This is a genomic window from Seonamhaeicola sediminis, from assembly GCF_004358095.2.
Classification (GTDB): Bacteria; Bacteroidota; Bacteroidia; order Flavobacteriales; family Flavobacteriaceae; genus Seonamhaeicola; species Seonamhaeicola sediminis.
The window spans coordinates 291190-313580 of sequence record NZ_SMZJ02000001.1 but is presented as its reverse complement, the minus strand read 5'-3'; the positions used below and the strand labels follow the sequence as shown (position 1 = coordinate 313580).

The window sequence follows — 22391 nt, the reverse complement described above, 5'->3', positions numbered from 1 at the left end:
AATTAATGAAAAAAGCACCCCTATTAATTTTACTGGTATTAACTATTCTTAGTTGTAATACAAACTCAAAAGCCACCAGTTCTAGTCCAGAAGATCAAGAAATTGCACAAAAAGTTGAAGCGCTTCTTGCAGAAATGACCTTAGATGAAAAAATTGCAGAAATGACACAGGACGCTCCAGCCAATGAGCGATTGGGAATTCCTGTTATGAAATACGGAGAAGCATTACATGGATTATGGTTGGTGCTTGATTATTATGGTAATACAACCGTTTATCCGCAAGCAGTAGCATGTGCTTCAACCTGGGAACCTGAACTTATAAAGAAAATGGCATCCCAGACAGCAATAGAGGCACGTGCTTTAGGGGTTACACATTGTTACTCTCCTAACTTAGATGTTTATGCAGGCGATGCGCGCTATGGTCGTGTTGAAGAATCTTATGGTGAAGATCCCTATTTGGTGTCGCGCATGGGTGTAGCCTTTATTCAAGGGTTACAAGGTACAGGCGATGAGCAATTTGATGAAAATCATGTGATTGCAACCGCAAAACATTTTGTAGGATACCCAGAAAACCGCCGTGGTATCAATGGTGGTTTTAGTGATATGTCCGAACGTCGTTTGCGTGAGGTGTATTTGCCATCGTTCGAGGCGGCAGTAAAGGAAGCTGAGGTAGGCTGTGTTATGCCAGGGCATCAAGATTTTAACGGTGTACCTTGTCATATGAATACCTGGTTGTTAAACGACATCTTAAGAGAGGAGCTAGGTTTTGACGGATTTATTGTTTCTGATAATAATGATGTTGGAAGATTGGAAACCATGCATTTTATTGCTGAAACTAGAACCAAGGCAGCTATCTTAGGATTAAAAGCAGGGGTGGATATGGATTTGGTTATAGGGAAAAACGAAAAATTAGCAACCTATCACGCTAATGTTTTGAAGGATACCGTGATGCAGGATCCTTCATTAATGAAATATATAGATAAAGCCGTATCTCGTAATTTGACCGCAAAATATAAATTAGGTCTGTTTGATTCAGAACCAAAAGTCATTGATCCAGAAACCGTAAATGCTGGTCGGGATGAGCATCGTGAATTTGCATTAGAGATAGCCGAAAAATCGATAATCATGTTAAAAAATGATAATAATCTCTTACCATTGGATGAGTCGAAAATAAAATCCTTGGCCGTTATTGGTCCGAATGCCCACGAAGAAAGACCCAAAAAGAAAACTTATGCGCTATTAGGTGGATATTCAGGATTACCGCCATATTATGTGTCTGTTTTAGATGGTTTAAAAAAGAAAGTAGGCGAAAGTGTTCAAATAAATTACGCCAAAGGGTGTGATATAGATAGTTTTTCAAAAGACGGATTTCCAGCGGCTATTGCAGCAGCAAAACAATCGGATGCGGTTGTTTTGGTTGTAGGAAGTTCTCATAAAACCTGTGGTGAAGGAGGCGATCGTTCTGATTTAGATTTGTATGGCGTTCAAAATGAATTGGTAGAAGCCATTCATAAAACCGGAAAACCTGTGATTGTGGTGTTGATTAATGGTCGCCCGTTGAGTATAAACTACATCGCCGAAAATATACCATCTGTATTGGAAACATGGTATGGTGGTATGCATGCCGGTGATGCTGTTGCTAATGTTCTTTTTGGCGATGTTAACCCCGGTGGTAAATTAACCATGTCATTTCCACGCTCTGTTGGGCAGGTGCCAGTAACGTATTTAGAACGTCCAGACTTTATAGGTTCTGGAAAAGGAAAGTATCGTTTTAGTGATAAATCACCGTTATTCCCCTTTGGCTATGGATTAAGTTATACCACTTTTGAAATATCTGAGCCAAAGCTTCAAGATGGTAGTATTGCTCCCAATGGAAGTACAACAGTTTCTGTAGAGATCACAAACACTGGAGAAAGAGATGGTGATGAAGTAGTACAACTATATGTGCGTGACGATTTTGCCTCGGTAGGTAGATATTTAAAACTATTAAAAGGTTTTGAACGCATTAGCCTAAAACCGGGCGAAACAAAAACTGTTAGCTTTAATCTTGGATTTGATGAATTAAATCTTTTAAATAAGGACATGGTAAAAGTGGTTGAACCTGGAACCTTTACCATTTCTGTTGGTACATCGTCTTCAGAAGAAGATTTACAGAAAGTGACCTTAATGGTTAAGTAAAGACCTTTTGAACATAGGCTTAAGGTAACTACAATATATTGTAGTATTACCCTAGGGTGAGATAATTAATAATAAGTATGCGTAGAAAGGACTTCTTTTTCTTTTTTCTAATAATTTTTGTTTTAGTCAATATTCAAGCACAGAACAAAAAGCATCTAGAAGCTAAATTTAAAAATCCACCAGATGAATACAAACCACTATGTCTTTGGTATTGGTTAAGTGGTGAAATTTCAAAAGAAGGCATCACCAAAGATCTGGAAGGCATGAAAGCTGCTGGAATAGGAGGCGCTATCCTATTCGATTTAGGTCAGCATATTTCTGATGAAGGTAAGAATATTCTGTTTAGTGATGAATGGAATGCGTTTTTCACACATACTTTAAAAGAAGCAGATCGTTTAGGTTTGGATATTGGCGTGCATAATGCACCTGGTTGGTCGGGTTCAGGAGGGCCATGGGTACCAGTAGAAAACTCCATGAAGAAAATGGTGTGTTTAACCAAAGAGATTACTGGAGGAAGAATTATTAACATTGAACTGGAAAAACCAAAGCACTACAAAGATTTTTATAGGGATTTATTTGTTTATGCCATTAAGGGGCATAATCTAAAAACTATTTCCGAAAAGGAAACCTCGGGAGGTGGTTTTGGTGCAGATTGGATAAAACAAATGGATATTTCTGTACCTGATTTATCTATTTTGAATACTGAAGATATTATCGATATTTCCAATAAATTTAAAGGTGATAGCTTAGTTTGGAATGCTCCGAAAGGCGATTGGACGGTTTTACGCGCAGGTTTTACAAGTACAGGACAAAAGAATAGAGTTGCCCGCCAAATTTTTGGCTCCGGACTCGAACCGGATAAATATGATGTTCTTGCAATTGAGAAAGCTTTTTATGATGGTTTTTGTGGGCATGCATTAGCAATGGAAACTAAAAGTGGGACCAATGCATTTAAAGATATTTTTTTAGATAGTTGGGAGGTTGGTTACCAAAATTGGAGTGAGGTGTTACCAGAAGAGTTCAAAAAACGCCGAGGTTACAATATGAACAAATATTTGCCAGTTTTAGCTGGTTTTATTGTTGATTCACCTGAAACTTCAAGACGATTTCTTTGGGATTGTCGCTTAACCTATGGCGAACTAATTATTGATAATTATGCCAAAACCATGAAGCGTTTGTCAAATAAGCACGGTAAAAGGTATATGGTGGAACCTTATCGCCAAGGGGGATTTCACTCCTTTGATTATGGTTTACACACCGATGTTGTAGTTAGCGAGTTCTGGAAGGGCGGGCACAATTTTGAACGTATTAAAAGCGTAGCCTCTATAGCACATGCAAAAGGTGCGAAAGAGCATAGAGCTGAGACTTTTACCACTAACTATTTTAATGGCGGGTGGCGAGACCATCCATGGCAATACAAAATGATTGGAGATAAAGCCTTCTGCTCGGGAGTAAATAGTATGGCATTTCACTCATACGCCCACCAGCCTTATCCAGATAATATCGTTCCTGGTATGAGTATGGGACGTTGGGGTGCTATGATAAGCCGTAAACAAACTTGGTGGCCTATGGCATCGGCATATATGACCTATCTAGCACGTTGCCAATACCTTTTAAGAAATGGCGATTTTGTTGGTGATGTTCTTTTTGTTACGCACGAACATTTGCCCAATCCTGACATAAAAACATATCCTGAATTAAAAACTTCAGGTTACGACTATGATATTATCAGTCCTAAATTTTTTATGGAGAACGCAACTATTATAAACGGAAAAGTACATCTTCCCGGAGGTACGTCTTACGAGTTGGTTGTTTTTCCCAATTCGAAATGGGTCACTCCAAAGTTTATGGAAAGTATTGATAAAACAGTTCGGAAAGGTATCCAAACTATTGGATATGACTATCAAAAATCACCTAGTTTGGAAGGTGGTGCCGAAAGTGATGACTTGGTTAAAAATATAAGTCAATCCTTAATATTAGATACTAAGAACGGAAAGCTACCAAATTACTATTTAGATAAAGCCCCCTTGGATGTGCTAACTGAGTTGGGTATAATAAAAGATTTTCAAGTTGTTAATGCCATTCCTTCTGACGCTAAAATAAATTATATTCATCATCGTGTTTCTGGTAAAAACGTTTATTTTATTGCCAATGAATCTCCAAAGCGCATGTGTGGAAACTTTCGTTTTAGAGAGGGGCATGGTAAACCATCATTATGGAATCCAATGGATGGGAGCATAAATAATAATCTAGTTTATTCTCAATATGCTGGGGTCACCAATGTACAATTAGAAATGGCTCCATGGCAATCGCTTTTTGTGGTCATTGAACCTATTAATAACCAAGAACCACATTTTACAAAATTAAAATCTGATAAGCCTACTCAGGAATCCACCTTACCAGAATTTAAATTATACAAAGTAGTAAGAGGTAAAATATTCGACCCTAGTCCTGAAAATAATGTAGATATTACATCACAGTTAAAACCAATGATTAAGGATAATGCCTTATCGGTTGATTCAATTCCTGGAGAAGGAAAGCTGGCCATTGCTCACTATAAAATCAATAATGAAATGATGTATTATATGCGTTGGGCAAATGAAGGTATTCATTTAGATGCTGGTGATGCTGAGGCTACCTCATTAGGAGCCGAAGTAAGACATATAAACGGGGAAATACAATTGCTTACAGGTGAATCTGGTAATTATACACTTAAAAAGTCTGATGGAGAATCGTTAACAGTTGCTATTCCCTCTTACAAAAATGAATTAGAGTTAAACTCGCCTTGGAAGGTCTCTTTTCAAAAGGGTAGAGGTGTCTCCAAAGAATCAATCATATTAGATGAATTAACAAATCTATCGGAACATTCTGATTTTAACATTAGGCATTTTTCAGGTATTATTGAATATGAGACTGTTATGAAAGTTCCTAGAAAATTTATCAAAAACAATGCATGTATTAAAATAGAGTTTGAGAATATTGCAAATATCGCATCAGTTCAAGTCAATGGCATTGATTGTGGTATTGTTTGGGCAAAACCGTATGTTGTTGATGTATCAAAAGCCTTAAAAAAAGGAAAAAATGTCTTTGTTATTCAAGTAGCCAATTCTTGGTCAAATAGATTAATTGGCGATGAATATTTTCCAACAGAATTGGAACAAAATGCAGAAGGTGCTACAGTAGGACCTATTCCAAATTGGGTACGAGAAGGTAAGATTGATAATAGACCACAGAAGAAGCGTGTTGCATTTACTTCAAATCGGTTTTACACAAAAGACGATGCTTTACCCTCATCGGGATTATTTGGGAAAGTGGTATTAAAAAAATGGGTATCTCAAGTAATTGATTAGAAAATTAGATTATAAGATAAAATGTTTTTTTAAGAAGTACCACGAATTGACAAAGTGCGGTTATAAATGTCATTAGCAAAATTTATTTAAAAAAGTCTGTTTGTATTTGTTATTTGGCAAGTGTAATCTAAGCATAGAAATTACTAGAAAACATAAAAAGAAGTAAAACATTGGTTAAAACTTTTGTGTTACTTGACAAATTTTAAGAATTAAAATAAAAATTAACTTCAATGAAACGTATCGAAAAGGTAAATCTTAAAAAAATGATTCTAGTAGCTAAAATCATGCTGATTTTGGTTTTAACATTACATGTTAGTTTTTTATCTGCACAGGTTGTTGAAAAACCAACTTTAGACCTAAAAATAAAAGGTAAGAGCCTTATTGTTGAAGCCATGTTGCCTGACAATGTAAGGCAATTTGAGCTTCGTATTGAAAGTTCTCGAAATAAGCCCATGACTAGGTTTTCCTCCGTTTCGCCATTTGATCCAGATAGTTTAATCCGCAAGACATTATATAATAAAACAGACCATGAAACTTGGTTTCCTGTGGTTGATATAAGTCCAGAGCTGGGAATGGAAGGTGTCTGTGTATTTAAAGGCAATCCCACAGGGACTTACACCTTTGGTGGGCCATATTACGATGACTCGCATGAACTAAAAAAACAAATTATTTTTCCCTCGGGTAGGTTAGAGCACTGGGAAAACTCATTAAGGGTAAGTTCCAAGGAAATTGAAATTGAGCACTTTTATTTAAGAAAAATCTATCCGGTATTATTGAAGGAATTCAGGCATGAAATAGCTTTACTTTCTGAAGACTGGAGTGGGTCAGTAAGTATATTCATTGATAGTGAAGACGGACCTTATGAGTTTGCTAGAAAAACTATTGCTCCTGAAAATACAGCATGGAAAAATACAGAACTCGAACAGCTTATGCATGAAGGCTTGTCTAAAGAGCGTTTGATAACATCGTTGAGTGCGGTGATTGACAATGGTTTGAGGCGACAAAACTTAAATCCAGATAGTCCTACTTACGGCTCATTTTTCACTTTTTACGATTTAGAGGCTCGTCTCCACCGTTCAGTCTACTGGCTATGGGGTGGTTCCCCAATCGTAAAAATGGTTTTAGATGCCATAAAAGTTCCAGAAATTGCTAATAAATATGATACGGAAGAACTGATTCAGCGCATGGACCTGATTGGGAAACTTTATCTAAAATATCAGGTTCGCGAGGAAAACCATCCATCTCGGGGGTCATTTCTAGTGATTTGGCTTAGGTCGCCAAGTGGCTATGAAAAATGGGTAGGAACATCCGATTCTGGAATAATGTATAAATGGGCTTTGGCACCTTTATATGAAACAACAGGTGATAGTGCGTACGTAGAAGCCGCCAATTTTTGGAATACCGAAAAGGGCAAATTAATAGAACAGCACGACATTTTACCGCACAACTATTTGTATGACATTAATAAGTTTCACAAAAATATCTTAGATGAAACGGGTTGGGATCCAGAGGGCCACAGTGTATTTTATAGAATTACTGGTGACGAAAGCTTTAAAGAAGTAGCCAAACGTTATATGGATAAGCACATGGCTAAATTCCAAAATGACAATGGTTTATGGAACAGAAGCTGGTCCTTAGAAAAGAAGATGGCTGTGCCTCCGCTAAAAATGACACGAGGAACCGGTTGGACCATGGAAGGCATGTTGGCAATGAACGAAATGTTCCCTGATACCATTTATCTGGAGTATGCCAAAAAACTTGCAGACCAATTGGTGGAAAACCAAAACCCTGATGGCTCATGGAATTTTGTGTTCGATTCGCGTGAAGGTGATCGAACTGCCATTCCTACAGATAAGGGAACACCGCTGTGGAGTTTGTTGATGTACAGGATATATGAAACCACCAACAATGTAAAGTATTTGGAGTCGGCTCGTAAAGCGCTTACTTGGTGCCTGGAAAACCAATACCTCGGGCCAGATCCAGAAGCTATTGGTAGTATTGTTGGACGAACCAACGCATCCATGGTTGGATACCGCTTTTACTACGATGCCACATGTGCGTATTCAACAGGCTTTTTTGGCTTAGCAATACTGAAAGAACTAGAGTTGCAGGAAAAGGAATCGGGTAAAGAATAGTTAGTGCTACTTAGAAACAATATTTAAAAATTCAGAGGATTGTCCCCTCGGTAATTTTTTTGGTTGGCTTTTAACCGACCTCCTAAATAGTTTTTTAAACAATAAGACTGTTAAAATATCATTATCTTATTGTAATCAAAAATAACTAATTAAAAGTTTCCATGAGATTTGACATTATAAAATATTTAGCGTTTACTAGTGTTTTTTTCTTAACCCTTTCAATGAAGTCACAATCATTTGAAAAAAGTAAACTAGTTAATTATGGTGACATAAATATTATTGATTTAACTGAGATTTCTAACAATCCCAACAGCCCAATAGCTTTTGGTAAGCAGAATTTATTTGAAGCCATCAAGCAGTCTGGAGGACGCATCAATTTAACTCAAGAAATAGGAGAAACCTTTCCAAATAGAAGCCTTATTATAGGTTCTTTAGAAAATGAGACAGTCGCAAAATTCGTTTCAAAAAATCCAGAGATACAACCAAACAAACCCGAAGGCGTTTTTTACCAATGGCAGAAAACCGAAACTGGAACAGCGCTAGTAATTGGGGGAACCGATGCTAAAGGACTCATGTATGCACTTAATGAATTTTCAGAACGTATTAACGTTTATGGACTTGAAGCGCTATCGGAGGTTAAAAATACGGTTGAGTATCCTGAAAACAACGTTAGGGGACTGGACAAGTTTTTAACAGACCAGAATGATGACACTTGGTTTTTTTCTGAAGATTATTGGCAATACTATTTAAAAAATTTAGCCAATAATAGGTTTAACAGGCTTACCTTGATAACGGGGTATAATGATGGTAAACAAGAGGATTTTATGATTCCAGTGTATCCGTATCTTTTTAAAATACCTGGATTTGAAGACGTGTCCATAAGAGAAAACCTGAATAGAACACCTCAAGAATATTTAGACCAATTGAGGCGTATAGGGCAACTATGTGATCACTATGGGCTGGAGTTTGTGTTTGGTATTTGGGGACATGGCAGAAGTGATGGATTGGTTGCTAACCTCCCTGAAGATGTTGAGGCTTATACCAACTACTGCTCTAAAGGCATGCACATGTTGTTGCGTGAAGTCAAGGAAATTGATGGTATTCAGTTAAGGGTAAATTACGAATCTGGAGTTGGTGGCTTTGGTAATACGGCCGAATTATTTTGGAAAGCCATCATTGAAGCCATAGGACATGCCTATAAAGAACGTAACGGACAACTCTTTTTAGATTTAAGAGCCAAAGGACTTACAGAACAAATTAGGGAATGGGCTATAGAAACTGGTATGAACATTACAGTTACTAGTAAATACTCCTGGGAAGGTGTTGGGTTACCATTTCACCCTACCCAAATGCGACACCGGGAATTATCTAATTTAGATAATATCGATTTACGCCAAAGGTACGGGTACGCCGATTTTTTGAATAAATCTCGCAATTTTGATTACATAAATCGGCTATGGGGTATTGGCACCATAAGACTGTTTACATGGGCAGACCCAGACTATGTAAAACGTTTCTCTTCAACTACAAGTTTTGGAAATGCAAAGGGCTTTCAGGCCACACCGCCTATGGCAAGAAAACAAAATACATGGCCTCTTTTTAACAGCGATTCCTTAAACTATTTTACATGGGAAGACCAACGCTATTGGTCGTGGTATAAGCTGTACGGAAGGTTAGGGTATTCAACAACCACCCCTTCTGAGGTATGGGAAAGAGCGTTTAAAACACATTATGGAGACGCCTTTAAGGAGGTTTTAGAAGCTTATAGTTGGTCTGGTAAAATACTACCGTTAATCACATCGTCTCACCTTACGTTTCACCCCGCTAATTATAATTGGGCAGAAATGGATAGTGGGGGGGCTCTGTTTGTAGAACATAATGCCAATCCGTATCATATTGAAAAAGGAAGAACCTACCAATCTGCCGAACCTGGTGACCCCGGCTTGTTTTATAGTATTGATGATTATGTGAAAGATGTTTTAAAAAATAAAGTAAAACGTAAGGTGAACCCAGTGCAGTTGGCAGCCTTATATGACTCCCTTTCTAATAATACTTTAAATGCTTTGGCAAAAGTTAATGAGGCCGATATTCCCAAGGAAAATGTCATAGAATTCAAAACCAATACAATAGATATCCTGGTAACTGCAGCACTTGCCAAATATCATTCATATAAAAATAAGGCGGCAACAGATGTTGTTTTTTATCAGGAAACAGAGCAACACGGATATTTAAAGTCTAGTCTCAAAAGTCTTGATAATGCAAAAGATAGTTGGAAGCATATAATAAACCTAGCGGGTAGTTTATATAATAATTCCCCAAAGTTTTTACATGATAATGGCACCTGGCAAGATAGGCTGGTAGAGATAGATAAAGACATAGCAAAACTTAAAACGCTTTTAGGAGCTGATTCAGAAGCTATTAATAATAAGAGCCATTGGAATGCCTTTGAAAACGCTAATAATCAAAGTCAAGTTAACTTTAAGGCTGTGGTGCCTAGTTTGGTGCCAAAAAACAAGCCAATACAAGTAACTTTAATTACAGATACGCAGTTGGGAACCAGCCAAACCCCTATAGTGCATTACAGGGTTGCTAATATGGCTGCAGGTAAGTTTAAGAAATTAACCATGACTTGGAATGGTAATAACTACATTGCCAACATACCCTCAAAGGATTTGAATCCAGAATTTGATCTATTAGTCTACTTCACTTCAATAGATAATCATGGTCATGTAATAATGCATCCCAGATTATTTCACGAACAGCAGTTAACGCCCTATTACATTGTAAAAATAATAGAGTGACTTGTTGTGCATTTTGACAAAATGCTGTCAATTCTATTTCTATGACCTTACCAAATGATTTTTTCGTCACCTCGAGCATAGTCGAAAGAGGAAAAAATAACTCTTGAACTCACATTGTGCTATCTGTTTTAAATCAAAATGCACTACAGGTTAGAGTGGTATTGTTTTTAAAAGTTTCCAACAATTTTTTTGCGCAGAAAATAATAGCATTTCAAAACACTAAGGTTTTGTGATACATACTACAAGAATAACTCCAAATAAAACCATATATTAAGGGGTTTGTAAAAACTTTTTGTAAGAAATAAACAACATTTTAATAATGTAATTTTCTGATAATGATGTTTTTATAATCTGTTTTACAGGATGCGGCAGGATAGTTTGTTAATCAATTAAATTTAAGTATTATTAATCCAGTTTACTAATTAAAACATTTTTATTATGAAAAAAACTACTCTTAAAGCTATTGCTTTTTTATTACTAACTACGTTTGCGTTGCAGGTGCAAGGGCAGGCTTTTGATGGTACACCAGGTATTTACAAAATCAAAGTTAATGGAACAAGTCCAGAAACTTTTCTCACACAAGACAGTGGAGTTAACAACGCAAAGTATCAGGCGGCAGCAACTGCTGGTAATGAGGATACACAGTTGTTTACAATTGTAGCCCATCCAAGCGGTACCGATTGGTCTATTACGTCTCAAATGCCTGGAGAAGGAGCACTTCAGCCAAATGATACTAGCGGTACTAGTGGTACTCTTGGTTTTGGAACTGAAGCAATGGCATCAGGACAACAAGACAGGTGGCAGTTTAGAGATGGAGGAACAACAATCTTTCTTACAAGTGATAATACTGGTACAGGATGGGAAGGCTCAAGTGTTTTTAGAAGAATTCAAAACAATGGCACTTCAGCAGGTACTAACATGTTTTTTGGTGGAGGAACTAAAATGGTCTTTGATTTTATTCTTGAAACATCATTAAGTAATGAAAGTTTTGATACAAGCTCAATATTTGTGTCTAACCCAGTAAATGACGTGTTGTCCATTAAAGGTTTAACTACTAATGTAAAGCAGGTTTCTGTATACTCATTAATTGGTAAAGAGGTTATGGAAAAAAAGGTAAATGGTGTGTCTTCACTTAACTTAAACGTAAGCCCATTAGCTAGCGGTATGTATCTTGTTAAAATGAAAGGTGATAATGGTTCTTCATTTACTAAAAAGATTGTAAAGCAATAAATAAGGCTTTACTTAAAATAATTTTTATTAAAACATTCTATCTTAGTTTAAGATAGAATGTTTTTTTTAAACCAAAAATCAAAAATCTAACGTATCTTTAAAAGGATTTTAAACTAAGAAATAAAAGCGTTATGACATTATGCAAAGATTAGCATTTAAAATGAAATTAAATAAAGGTCAAAAAGAAGCTTATAAGACCAGGCATGACCAACTTTGGCCAGAGTTAAAAAAACTATTAAAAGATAGTGGTGTAAGTGAGTATTCTATTTTTTTAGATGAAGAAACCAGTACCTTATTTGCGTTTCAAAAGGTGTCTGGTGAAGGAGGTTCGCAAGATTTAGCTAATAATCCCATTGTGAAAAAATGGTGGGATTTTATGGCAGATATCATGGAAGTAAACCCAGATAATTCACCCGTTTCTATACCTTTAGAAGAGGTGTTTTATATGGAATAATGGAGTTACACCCATTGTGCATTTTGACAAAATTCAATATGCTCACAAACGCGAGTGACGACAGATCTAAATGGGTTGTAGAGTCAACAACTTTAAGTACAGAAGACATTGAAGTAAACCCTGCTAATATTAGTGTATTTCCTAACCCTACGTCCAAAAATTTTACCATAACCCTAAACGGTATTGATAAAGCCAATATTGTGATACACAATATGCTCGGAAAAGTGATTTATGTAAGGAACATGACTGAAGGTAGACTAGTTATTGAAAACAACGGACACTTTACTTCTGGTGTATACTTTATAAAGGTGATTGATGATTTCCAAAGAGTACATCATTCAAAGCTAGTGGTGCGATAGGTTTTTAAGATATTTACAACCGTGTACGAGTTTATGAAATTTTTTGAGTTGTATTTTCAAATGGAGTTCAGTTAAGTTATTCTAGCGTGTTTATTCAGTAAATAAAAGAGTATTATGGTTTTTTATGGATGATATGTTCAAATAATTTTCAGTTTGTATTATCTTTGATTACGTGCGTTCTTAGATTTCCCCCCCCCCCAATATTTCTAAGCAGCACACTACAGGATAATTTGAATATTAAAATTTGTAATTTTACAAAGTTATCCTAAGCTATAATAAGAAAAAAACTACTTATGAAAAAAAATTGCACATTCCATTGGAGAATAAAGGCGATGGTATTTTTGTGGATGCTACTGGTATCTTCAAGTATGCTAAGAGCCCAAGTTGTCTTAGAAACCGAAGTCAAAATAACCGATTTAGGTTTGCATTTTAATGGTAGTAAGGTCACAGGCGGTGCTCCAAATACTGGAGATAATGCACCTTATGATTTTTTCTTTGGGCGCAACATTTCGGCACATGGTGATGCTGTGAAATCTTTTGGGGATTTTGTGTTCATGACTTGGTATCGTGGTCCTAAGGCAGACCGTCATTTAATGCTTTCTCGATACAATAAAGTTACTGGAGTTGTTGCTACAATAGAATTTCCGCATAGGCACACAGGCTATCAAAATAGATACTGGATTGGTGAATCTCATAATACCTGTGCTGTAGGTATAAGCCCTAAAGATGGAACTATTCATCTGTTATATGATATGCACGCTTACAGTGCCTCTAGGCCTTCAGATGGAAGTCTAGCTAATGATTATTTTAGATATTCCTATTCGGTTCCAAACGCTGCTACCGTAGCAGATAGTGAATTTACTTTGGATAAGTTTGTGAAAGATAATGGGGTGGATGGAGATTACAAGCATTTGCGCACACCCGGAAGCGTAGCACAATCTGAATTTGTAGCCTTAACTTACCCAAGCTTTTTTCTTAATGACGAAGGCGATCTTCTATTTTTTATGCGAGAAGGGGGAAACAATAATGGTATGTACAAGTTTAGCAAATATGATGCGGCTTCAGGTACTTGGGGTAATTTCATAGATTTTAATAGATTAAATGCAAAAAGTCAATCTGGGATAACTTATAACTGGGGCTTGTATGGCGATATTAAATATGCCAATGGAAAAATACGAATCGGTTTCCAGCGTAGATCTTCTAACAATGATGATAAATATCAGTACCAAAACGGTATTTATTATGCGTATTCAGATGATCCTAGTGGAGCCACAGGGTGGAAAAATTACAAAGGAGAACCATTTGACCTACCATTATGGGATGCTGATGTTATAAAGGTAATGGAACCAGGAGATTATGTAGCAACAACTCAAAAAGATAAAGTACATATTGTAGGTAATTTTGATTGGACGGTTACGGGTAATGGCGATGTACATTTTATTAGTAGAGTTAGAGACAATGAAAATAACGTTACAAAATATTTGCACACCTATCAACCATCAGGAACGGGAGATTTTATTACTTCAGAGGATTTTTCGGGAGGGTCAGCGTTGTATACGTCAGGTAACGATGTTTACCTAATCGGATTAAATAATGGACGTGTTTTTGTAGATAAAACAGCAGGAGGCACCAATAACTTTCAAAGAGTTTATGAGGCTACAACAGGTAGAACTTTTGATCATGGTGTAGTAAATATAAAGGATGGTAAAGTGTACTATTATCTTATGGAGGATACCTCAGGCAGTGCAATGCCCTTGTACCTACAAATCATAGATTTAGGCATCGTACCTCAAGACCCCTTAGCGGCTAATAACTTTACCATTCAGGCAGTTGGGGAGACCTGTGCAGATAAGAACAACGGAAAGCTTATTATTACAGGCCATGCTACACATGATTATGCAACCACCATCAATGGAGTAGATTATAATTTTACTAAGGAATTGACGATTGAGGATGTAACTCCAGGCACTTATGATTTTTGTATTGACGTGGTTGGCGAAAATTACAGCCATTGCTATGAAGTAACTATTGAAGGTGGCGTCAGTATGACTGGTAAAATATCGGTTGTGAAGCAATCAGCCAGTGTATCCGTAACCTCAGGTGCAGGCCCGTACAAGGTTTATAAAAATGGTGTAGAATTATTTGAGACTACTCAAACTAATTTTACAATAGCGGTAGACCATGGCGATGAGATTCAGGTAAAGAGTAAAGCAGCCTGCCAAGGCCTCATGTCAAAAACCATCAATTTACTAGAAGATATAAAAGCGTATCCCAACCCATCCAGTGGTGTGTTTGAGTTATACATTCCTAGTGGTATGGAGACCATAGATTTAGAGGTTTACAATATCCATTCACAATTAATAAGCACAAATACCAGTAAGGTCAATGGAGGAAAAGTTCATTTAGATATATCAGATAAACCCAGAGGTATCTATTTTGTAAAAATAAATTCAAAAAAACCAGTATTCATAAAATTAATAAAGAAGTAAAGATGAAATGAGTTATAAGCAATAGTAAGCTTATAGCGAATTCCATTTTACCTAAGAAAAACAATAAACTTAAAAAGATGAAAAAGGCATATTTATATTTAGGCGTATTAATAAGTGTTTTAATGTCCTGTAGTGGCGGCGGTGATGGCGATGGCGGACCAGGACCAGATCCAGATGTAGAAAACACGGCGCCCACGGTTCCAACGCAGGTGTACCCATTGAGTAATACCTTGTGTATAGACAACAATGTGGTATTTGAATGGAATGCTTCTACCGATAGTGAAGGCAATGCGATAACCTATAGAGTTGAAGTATCAGAGAGCAGTGATTTCTCATCGTTGGCACATGATGTATCCAGTTCCTCAACCTCTAGGGTTATAACTTTAGACAAGGGTAAATCCTATTATTGGCGCTTAAAGGCCAGAGACATTAAAGGCGCAGAGAGTGCTTATTCATCGGTTAGTCAGTTTTTGACTGAGGGCGATGGTGTGTCTAATCATTTACCATTTGCACCAGAGTTAGTAGGGCCAGCATTGAATTCAGAGATAGATGGCACGAGTACCACCTTGAGTTGGACCGCTAGTGATGTCGATGGTGATACTTTGAGTTATGATGTGTATTTAGATACCAATAGCAACCCAACCACCAAAGTATCAGAGGGTCAATCAGGGACTACCTATGAGGCCACAGGATTAAGTGCAGCATCTACCTATTATTTCAAGATAGTAGTTAAAGATGGTAATGGTGGTACTACAATAGGGCAAATTTGGAGTTTTACTACGAAGTAATTTTTAGAAATAGGACTCGCATTTCTAACAAACTATTAAAGTGGAGTGCTTTTATGTTTAGATTGTAACCTTGAATAAATCAATATTGGTATTATAGCTATGAAAAAATTAACTTATTTCGTTTTCTTTTTATTGGGGATTGTTAGTTATGCGCAAAATATAGAGGCACCTTCTTGGGTTGACTTTGCAGAAAAAAAGTTAACAGGAAACCTGTCTGAAGCAACATTAAACGACTTTTCATATACGGGGTATCACTTTTCAGAAAAAGAATTGCCCGATGTATCTGGTTGGAATACGATAAGCGTAACCGATTATGGAGCCATTCCTGATGATACAGGTTATGACGATGCAGGGATACAAGCAGCTATTGATGCTGCTGAGGCAAGTACTCAACCCACAGTGGTCTTTTTTCCAGCTGGCAGATACATCGTTTCTAGCGAAACTACAAAAACGCAACCCATCATTATTAGTGGTAGTAATATTGTTTTGAAAGGAGCAGGAACAGGAGTTGGAGGTACAGAGATATATGCAGATAAATTTAATGAAAATAAATTTGGTAGTGGTTCAACGCATTATCGCTTTATGTTTAAACCATCCAATACAGATTCAAATGATATCACCCAGGTAACTGCAGAGATAAAAAAGGGTGATTTTGAAGTTCAGGTGGCCAATACTGCCAATCTATCAGTAGGGCAATATGTAGATTTATTTCAAAAAACAACAGATAATCTAGAGGCCAATATGCCTGGGTTAATACCTAATACAAGATGGACCATTATTAATAGAGATGGTATTCGTCCTTTTGAAAAACATTTAATTACCAAAATATCTGGTAATAAAGTAACCTTTAAAAACCCAGTACAACTAAATATGCCAGTGTCTTCTACAACGGTACTTAAAACTTTTCAAACCATAGAAGAGGTTGGGGTAGAAGATATATTATTTACAAGTGGTTGGAAAGATTATCCTGAAAACTTCGTACACCATGCTAATGATATCGTAGACTATGCTTGGCAAGCTTTGTTTTTTACAAATGTTGTAAATGGATGGATTAAAAATTGCCATTTTAAAGATTGGAATGAAGATATTTTTATTGATAGAAGTATGGCAGTAACTGTTAAAAATATTGATATTTCTGGTAAAAGAGGTCATACAAGCTATTTTTCTAGATATAGTTATGGTGTGCTTTTCGAGAATTGTTTTGATAATGCAGATCAAGGTCTTGTTAATGGTAGAAAAGGTATGTTGCATGGACCAGGAATGCGGTGGAGTACCACAAGTTCAGTTTTTACAAATTGTCCCATGCAACCCGATCAATCCATAGATTGTCATGCCTCTCACCCATATGCCAATTTATTGGATAATATTCAGGGAGGAAAGCTTCTAGGTAATGGTGGTGCAGAGACCTCTTACCCCAATAGTGGCCCCTATTTAACATTTTGGAACTTTAAGCATGATGCTTTTTTTACCAGTAGGCTTTACGATTTTTGGTTTATTTCCAACACATCGGAAAGAAGAACCCATACGTTTCCAAACCCTCTTTTTATTGGTTTTCAGGTAGGTGCAGGAGAAAATATAACGTTTAAAAATGAAGGTTTAGATGAGTTGCGTGGTCAGCAAGTGTATCCTAATTCTTTATTCGATGCCCAGTTGCAATTGCGACTTTATAATGGGTATATGTCGGCATCGTCATCTAAGATGAATGCCGAAGCTAAATTAGCAAATGATAGCAAAGATGCTACATTTTGGGAATCTGAAAATCCTGGAACTGGAGAGTGGCTCATGTTAGATTTAGGTATTAACAAAACGGTTAAAGGGATAACTCTAAAAGAAGCTTCTACGCGAATTAAAGATTGGACATTAGAATATTGGGATAATAACCAGTGGACAGAACTTGTTACAGAATCTGAAATTGGTACTGAAAAGATTGTTAATTTTGACCTTATTGTTACCCGTAAACTTCGCTTTAATATTGTGAATATGTTAGCAGGTCAAGAATCTGCTTCGGCATCCATTGCGGCATTTGAGATAGTACCTGGACCTTTGGAATTACCAGCTAATAACTTCACTATTGAAACGGTGGGGGAAACTTGTGTAAATAAACAAAATGGTAAAGTTCTTATTAGTGCTAATGCTACCTTTGACTATATAGCAACTATTAATGGAGTAACTTACAATTTCAATGATACTACCACCATTGAAAATCTTTCACCAGGAACTTATGATTTATGTATAACCGTTGATGGTGAAGAGTTTGAGCAGTGTTATGAAGTTACTATTGCTAGTGGCGTAAATTTAACCGGAAAAATACAAGTGGTTAAAAAGTCTGTTCAGGTTTCGGTTAATTCTGGTGCTGCTCCTTACACCGTATACAAGAATGGTGAAAAAATATTAGAGACCTATCAATCTCATTTCACTATTGATGTGAATCATGGAGATAATCTTGAAGTTAAAGGTAAGGATGCATGTCAAGGAAAAATGTCTAAAACCATCAATTTGCTTGAAGATCTTAGGGCTTACCCTAACCCATCATCTGGAATGTTTGAAATTTTTGTGCCAAATAATATAAAAGTTGTTGATGTAGAAATCTACAATATGCATTCGCAATTAATTGGTGTAAATAAACAGCAACTCAATTCTGGAAAATTTTTCATAAATATTACGGATAAACCTAATGGGATTTACTTTGTAAAATTAAACTTAGAGAAACCAGTTTTTGTTAAACTAGTAAAACATTAATTTGAAACATAAAAATGTTTTCTTGATATAATACTAGTATACATAACTAAATAGCTTTAAAAGCCATGCAATTTAAAATTGTATGGCTTTTTCTTTTAAAAAATAGTATTACAGTAAAGAGCAGGATGAACATCTTTTTTTTAAGTAATAGATTTAAGAAATTAAAAATCATACCACTATCAAATGAGAAAAAATACTTTCCAGACTTATGTTGTTTTTTGTTTAGTTCAATGTCTTTTATTTTTTTCCTGTAACAGCAAACAAACCATAGTAAATATTACCACGCTATCAGATGCGCCACAAGTGTCATTTGCCCTACAGGATGTTGAATCTGTATTGGAAGGGTTTTGCAAGATTATCGATTCTACAAGTAAGGTTGAGCCTGATATAATTCTAAGGATTCAAGCTTTAGATACATTGGTTTCTGAAGGCTTTCGGATTAATAATTCTAAAAACAAACTAGAAGTCATTGGATACGACGAAGCAGGATTAATGTACGGAACTTTAGAACTTGCTGAACAAATAAGGCTTTACGGGCTGGAAGGCGTAAAATCTATGATTAGGAATCCTTATTTGGAAATGCGTGGACCTAAATTTAACATACCCTTAGATGTACGCACACCCAGTTATACCGATGTTTGTGATGCGGCACAGCATAATATACCGCACATGTGGGATTTCAACTTTTGGAAAGATTATATAGATACTATGGCGCGGTATCGATATAACTATATTTCATTATGGAGTTTGCACCCGTTTCCCTCGTTAGTAAAAGTGCCAGGATATGAAGACGTTGCTTTGGATGATGTACAACGTTCTACAACAGATTGGAAGGAATATTATAATTTGATGGGTATTGGCTTTGATGCACCAGAAATTTTAGAAAATGTAGAGGTGTTAAAAAATATTACTATAGATGAGAAAATTGAGTTTTGGAAAAAAGTAATGGCCTATGGTAAGCGTAGAAACATTGATTTCCATATCATCACATGGAATATTTTTGACTACGGCACCCAAGGAAAATATGGTATTACAGATGATAGAGATAATGAAGTTACCACGGATTATTTCAGAAAAAGCATCAAGCAGATGTTTATCACCTATCCAGATTTGGCCGGAATTGGACTCACCACTGGAGAAAATATGCATGGAGCTTCATGGGAAGAAAAGGAAGATTGGGCCTATGATACCTATGCCAAGGGAATTTTAGATGTAGCTAAGGAAATGCCAGAGCGACAATTTAAATTTATACACCGGCAACATCAATCAGGAGCCAAAGAAATTGCAGAAAAGTTTAAGGCTGTTGTTGAGGCTGAAAATATAGAATTTTTATTCTGTTTCAAATATGCTAAAGCCCATGTATATAGTGCTACCCAGCAACCGTATCATGAAAATGCCAATTATTTACAACAAATAGAAGGCATGAAAACGTTATGGGGCTTGCGTAATGACGACACCTTTTACTTTAGATGGGGCGCTCCAGATTTTACCCGGGAATTTATTAATAATTTACCCTATGAGGATGTTGCTAAAGGTATTTATTTTGGTTCAGACCAATGGATTTGGGGGCGAGACTTTTTAACTAAAGTACCTGAAACACCCAATCAAATTGAGGTGGTTAAACATTGGTATCAATGGTTGTTATGGGGCAGGTTAAGTTATGACCCTACAATATCCAATGAACGATTTAGAGATATATTATCAAGTCGGTTTTCGGGTATTGATGCTGACAAATTATTTTCTGCATGGCAAAATGCGTCTATGGTTTATCCGATAACTACTGGATTTCATTGGGGAAGCCTTGATTTTCAGTGGTATATAGAAGGTTGTAAAAGTAGGCCCCAGCAAGCAGAAAATGAAACTGGATTTCATGATGTAAACCGTTTTATCTCGCTAGGTGTGCATCCTAAATCAGGAAATCAATCCATTCCAGACTATGTAAAAATGATTTCTGAAGGAAGCACCACTACTTTAAAATCTCCTTTACAGGTTTCAGAAAAACTTATTACTGTTGCAGAAAGTGCTTTGAAAGAATTGGAGGGAATTGAAAAAACCAACGATAAAGAATTACAATTCACTTTAAACGATATTAAAACAGTGTCATTTTTAGGAAAATATTACGCTTATAAAATTGAGGGCGCCACGTATCTAGCTTTATTTAGAGATTCTAATAAAAACGAGTATCAAGAAATGGCAGTAAAAGCTTTAGAAAATGCTTTTGAGTTTTGGAACCAATATGTCTCGCAAGCCATGTTGCAAAACCATAACCCTTTATGGACCAATAGAGTAGGTGTTGTAGATTGGAAACAAATCACCGAATGGGTAAAACAGGATATTGAAATTGCAAGAAATGAGCCATGATATGAATGTTTTAAAAATAATAGCATTTGGTTTTCTTATTTGTTTGGGACAGTATGCTTTGAGTCAATCTTCAAAGCACCGGTTGGTGATATTAGCAGATATGGGTAATGAACCCGATGAAGAACAACAAATGGCTCACATGCTTATGTGTTCCAATGAATTTGACCTTGAAGGACTCATTGCCGTAAGCGGCAAGTATTTGCATAATCAACATAGATTAGTTGAAAGACAAAGACTTTATCCAGATTTGTTTGAAAACCTAATTAACGGCTATGAACAGGTTTTTGAAAACTTGAAAATACATGCCAAGGGTTATCCAGAACCAGCCTATTTAAGAACTATTGTGGCCCCGGGGCAACCTGGATATGGTATGGGCGATGTTGGTGAAGGCAAAAGTACTAAGGGGTCAGAGTTATTAATTGAAATTTTTAAAAAGAAGGATTCGCGTTTAATTTATATTGTAGTGAATGCCGGTTCTAACACATTAGCACAGGCCTTAAATGATTTTAAGGCAAGCCATTCGGCAGTAGCTTTAAAGAAGATATTAAATAAACTCAGAGTATTTGAAAATGGGGCGCAAGATAATGCAGGTGCATGGATTTGTGCTCATTATCCAGAAATACACTGGACACGAAGCAACTATCAAACCTATGCTTATGGTGGGCCTGCTTGGGCCTGGGGAAATGACCCAGACGCTGATAAAAAAGGTCCTCACACTTGGAAACCTTATGCTTATAATGCCACAGGGCAACATCAGTGGGCGCTAGAGCATATTAAAAATCATGGCGCATTAGGTAGATTATTTCCTTTAAGGCAAACACCAACAGGTAGATTGGCTTTTATAGAGGGCGGAGGCACTATTCCTTGGTTAGGACTTATGCATCAGGGTTTATCTGATATTAGTCAACCCAGTTGGGGTGGCTGGAGCGGTAGATTTTCAGAAAAACCTATTAAGAATGTGCCTTCTAGACACGAAAGTGTAAGGGCAGATGAGGTTACTTATGGAGATTATTATTTATATACTGAAGTTTCAGATGAATGGAAAGATCCTGAAACAAAAGAAATCTACAATTCAATTTACACTCCAGTTTGGAGATGGCGACAAGCCTATTATAACGATTTTCAATGCAGAATGGATTGGTGCATAGAATCCTATGAAAATGCAAATCATCATCCAGTTGCTGCAATAAATTCTGATAAAACTGAAAAGATTCATTTTATACAAGCAGCTGCAGGAGAGGTCATGTCATTAGACGCGTCCGCTTCATTCGACCCAGATGGTGATAATATTACCTTTAAATGGTGGGTTTATAATGAGGCAGGAACTTATACAGGCAACAGTAAAATTATTAAGCATCCTTCGAAGGCTATTACTGAGATTACGGTCCCAGAGGATGCTTCAGGTAAAACCATTCATATCATTCTCGAAATTGAAGACAATAATAAAATTGCTTCCTTACACGATTATAGACGTATCGTACTAAGCGTTGAGTAATAGTTTTGAAATT

Annotated in this window: 12 protein-coding genes; all 12 read left to right on the top strand. The window is 36.5% G+C overall.

All coding sequences use genetic code 11. The features are described from left to right. Positions 1-5: 5 nt before the first annotated feature. Complete coding sequence (locus E1J38_RS01340; protein WP_133354648.1) at positions 6-2177, top strand: beta-xylosidase; 2172 nt, start codon at positions 6-8, stop codon at positions 2175-2177. Between the two features lie 77 nt (positions 2178-2254). Then, positions 2255-5527, top strand: a complete 3273-nt coding sequence (locus tag E1J38_RS01335) for a glycosyl hydrolase (protein WP_133354650.1) — start codon at positions 2255-2257, stop codon at positions 5525-5527. Between the two features lie 230 nt (positions 5528-5757). Next, positions 5758-7662: a glycoside hydrolase family 88 protein gene (locus E1J38_RS01330; protein WP_133354652.1), complete on the top strand. Its 1905-nt coding sequence runs from the start codon at positions 5758-5760 to the stop codon at positions 7660-7662. Positions 7663-7883: 221 nt separating this feature from the next. Further along, entirely contained in the window at positions 7884-10463 is a 2580-nt protein-coding gene (locus tag E1J38_RS01325; RefSeq protein ID WP_133354654.1) for a hypothetical protein, read from the top strand. 438 nt (positions 10464-10901) lie between these two features. Beyond that, the gene (locus E1J38_RS01320; RefSeq protein WP_133354656.1) at positions 10902-11693 is read left to right on the top strand and encodes a T9SS type A sorting domain-containing protein; all 792 of its coding nucleotides are present in this window, start codon (positions 10902-10904) and stop codon (positions 11691-11693) included. A gap of 139 nt (positions 11694-11832) precedes the next feature. Next, a complete protein-coding gene (gene rhaM, locus E1J38_RS01315; protein WP_133354658.1) occupies positions 11833-12147 on the top strand; it encodes an L-rhamnose mutarotase in 315 nt (104 codons plus the stop codon). Between the two features lie 38 nt (positions 12148-12185). Next, entirely contained in the window at positions 12186-12506 is a 321-nt protein-coding gene (locus E1J38_RS01310; protein WP_186525795.1) for a T9SS type A sorting domain-containing protein, read from the top strand. A 293-nt stretch (positions 12507-12799) separates the two neighbouring features. Beyond that, positions 12800-14995, top strand: coding sequence for a T9SS type A sorting domain-containing protein (locus tag E1J38_RS01305; RefSeq protein WP_133354662.1), 2196 nt, complete (start codon positions 12800-12802; stop codon positions 14993-14995). Between the two features lie 77 nt (positions 14996-15072). Next, entirely contained in the window at positions 15073-15783 is a 711-nt protein-coding gene (locus E1J38_RS01300; protein ID WP_133354664.1) for a fibronectin type III domain-containing protein, read from the top strand. A gap of 99 nt (positions 15784-15882) precedes the next feature. After that, positions 15883-18522 carry a DUF4955 domain-containing protein gene (locus E1J38_RS01295; RefSeq protein ID WP_133354666.1) on the top strand — a complete coding sequence of 880 codons (2640 nt, stop codon included), beginning with the start codon at positions 15883-15885 and terminating at the stop codon, positions 18520-18522. 183 nt (positions 18523-18705) lie between these two features. Continuing rightward, positions 18706-20883 carry a beta-N-acetylhexosaminidase family protein gene (locus E1J38_RS01290; protein ID WP_133354668.1) on the top strand — a complete coding sequence of 726 codons (2178 nt, stop codon included), beginning with the start codon at positions 18706-18708 and terminating at the stop codon, positions 20881-20883. Then, positions 20858-22378 carry a nucleoside hydrolase-like domain-containing protein gene (locus E1J38_RS01285; RefSeq protein WP_222428223.1) on the top strand — a complete coding sequence of 507 codons (1521 nt, stop codon included), beginning with the start codon at positions 20858-20860 and terminating at the stop codon, positions 22376-22378. The genes E1J38_RS01290 and E1J38_RS01285 overlap by 26 nt, the downstream gene beginning before the upstream one ends. Positions 22379-22391 lie beyond the last annotated feature (13 nt).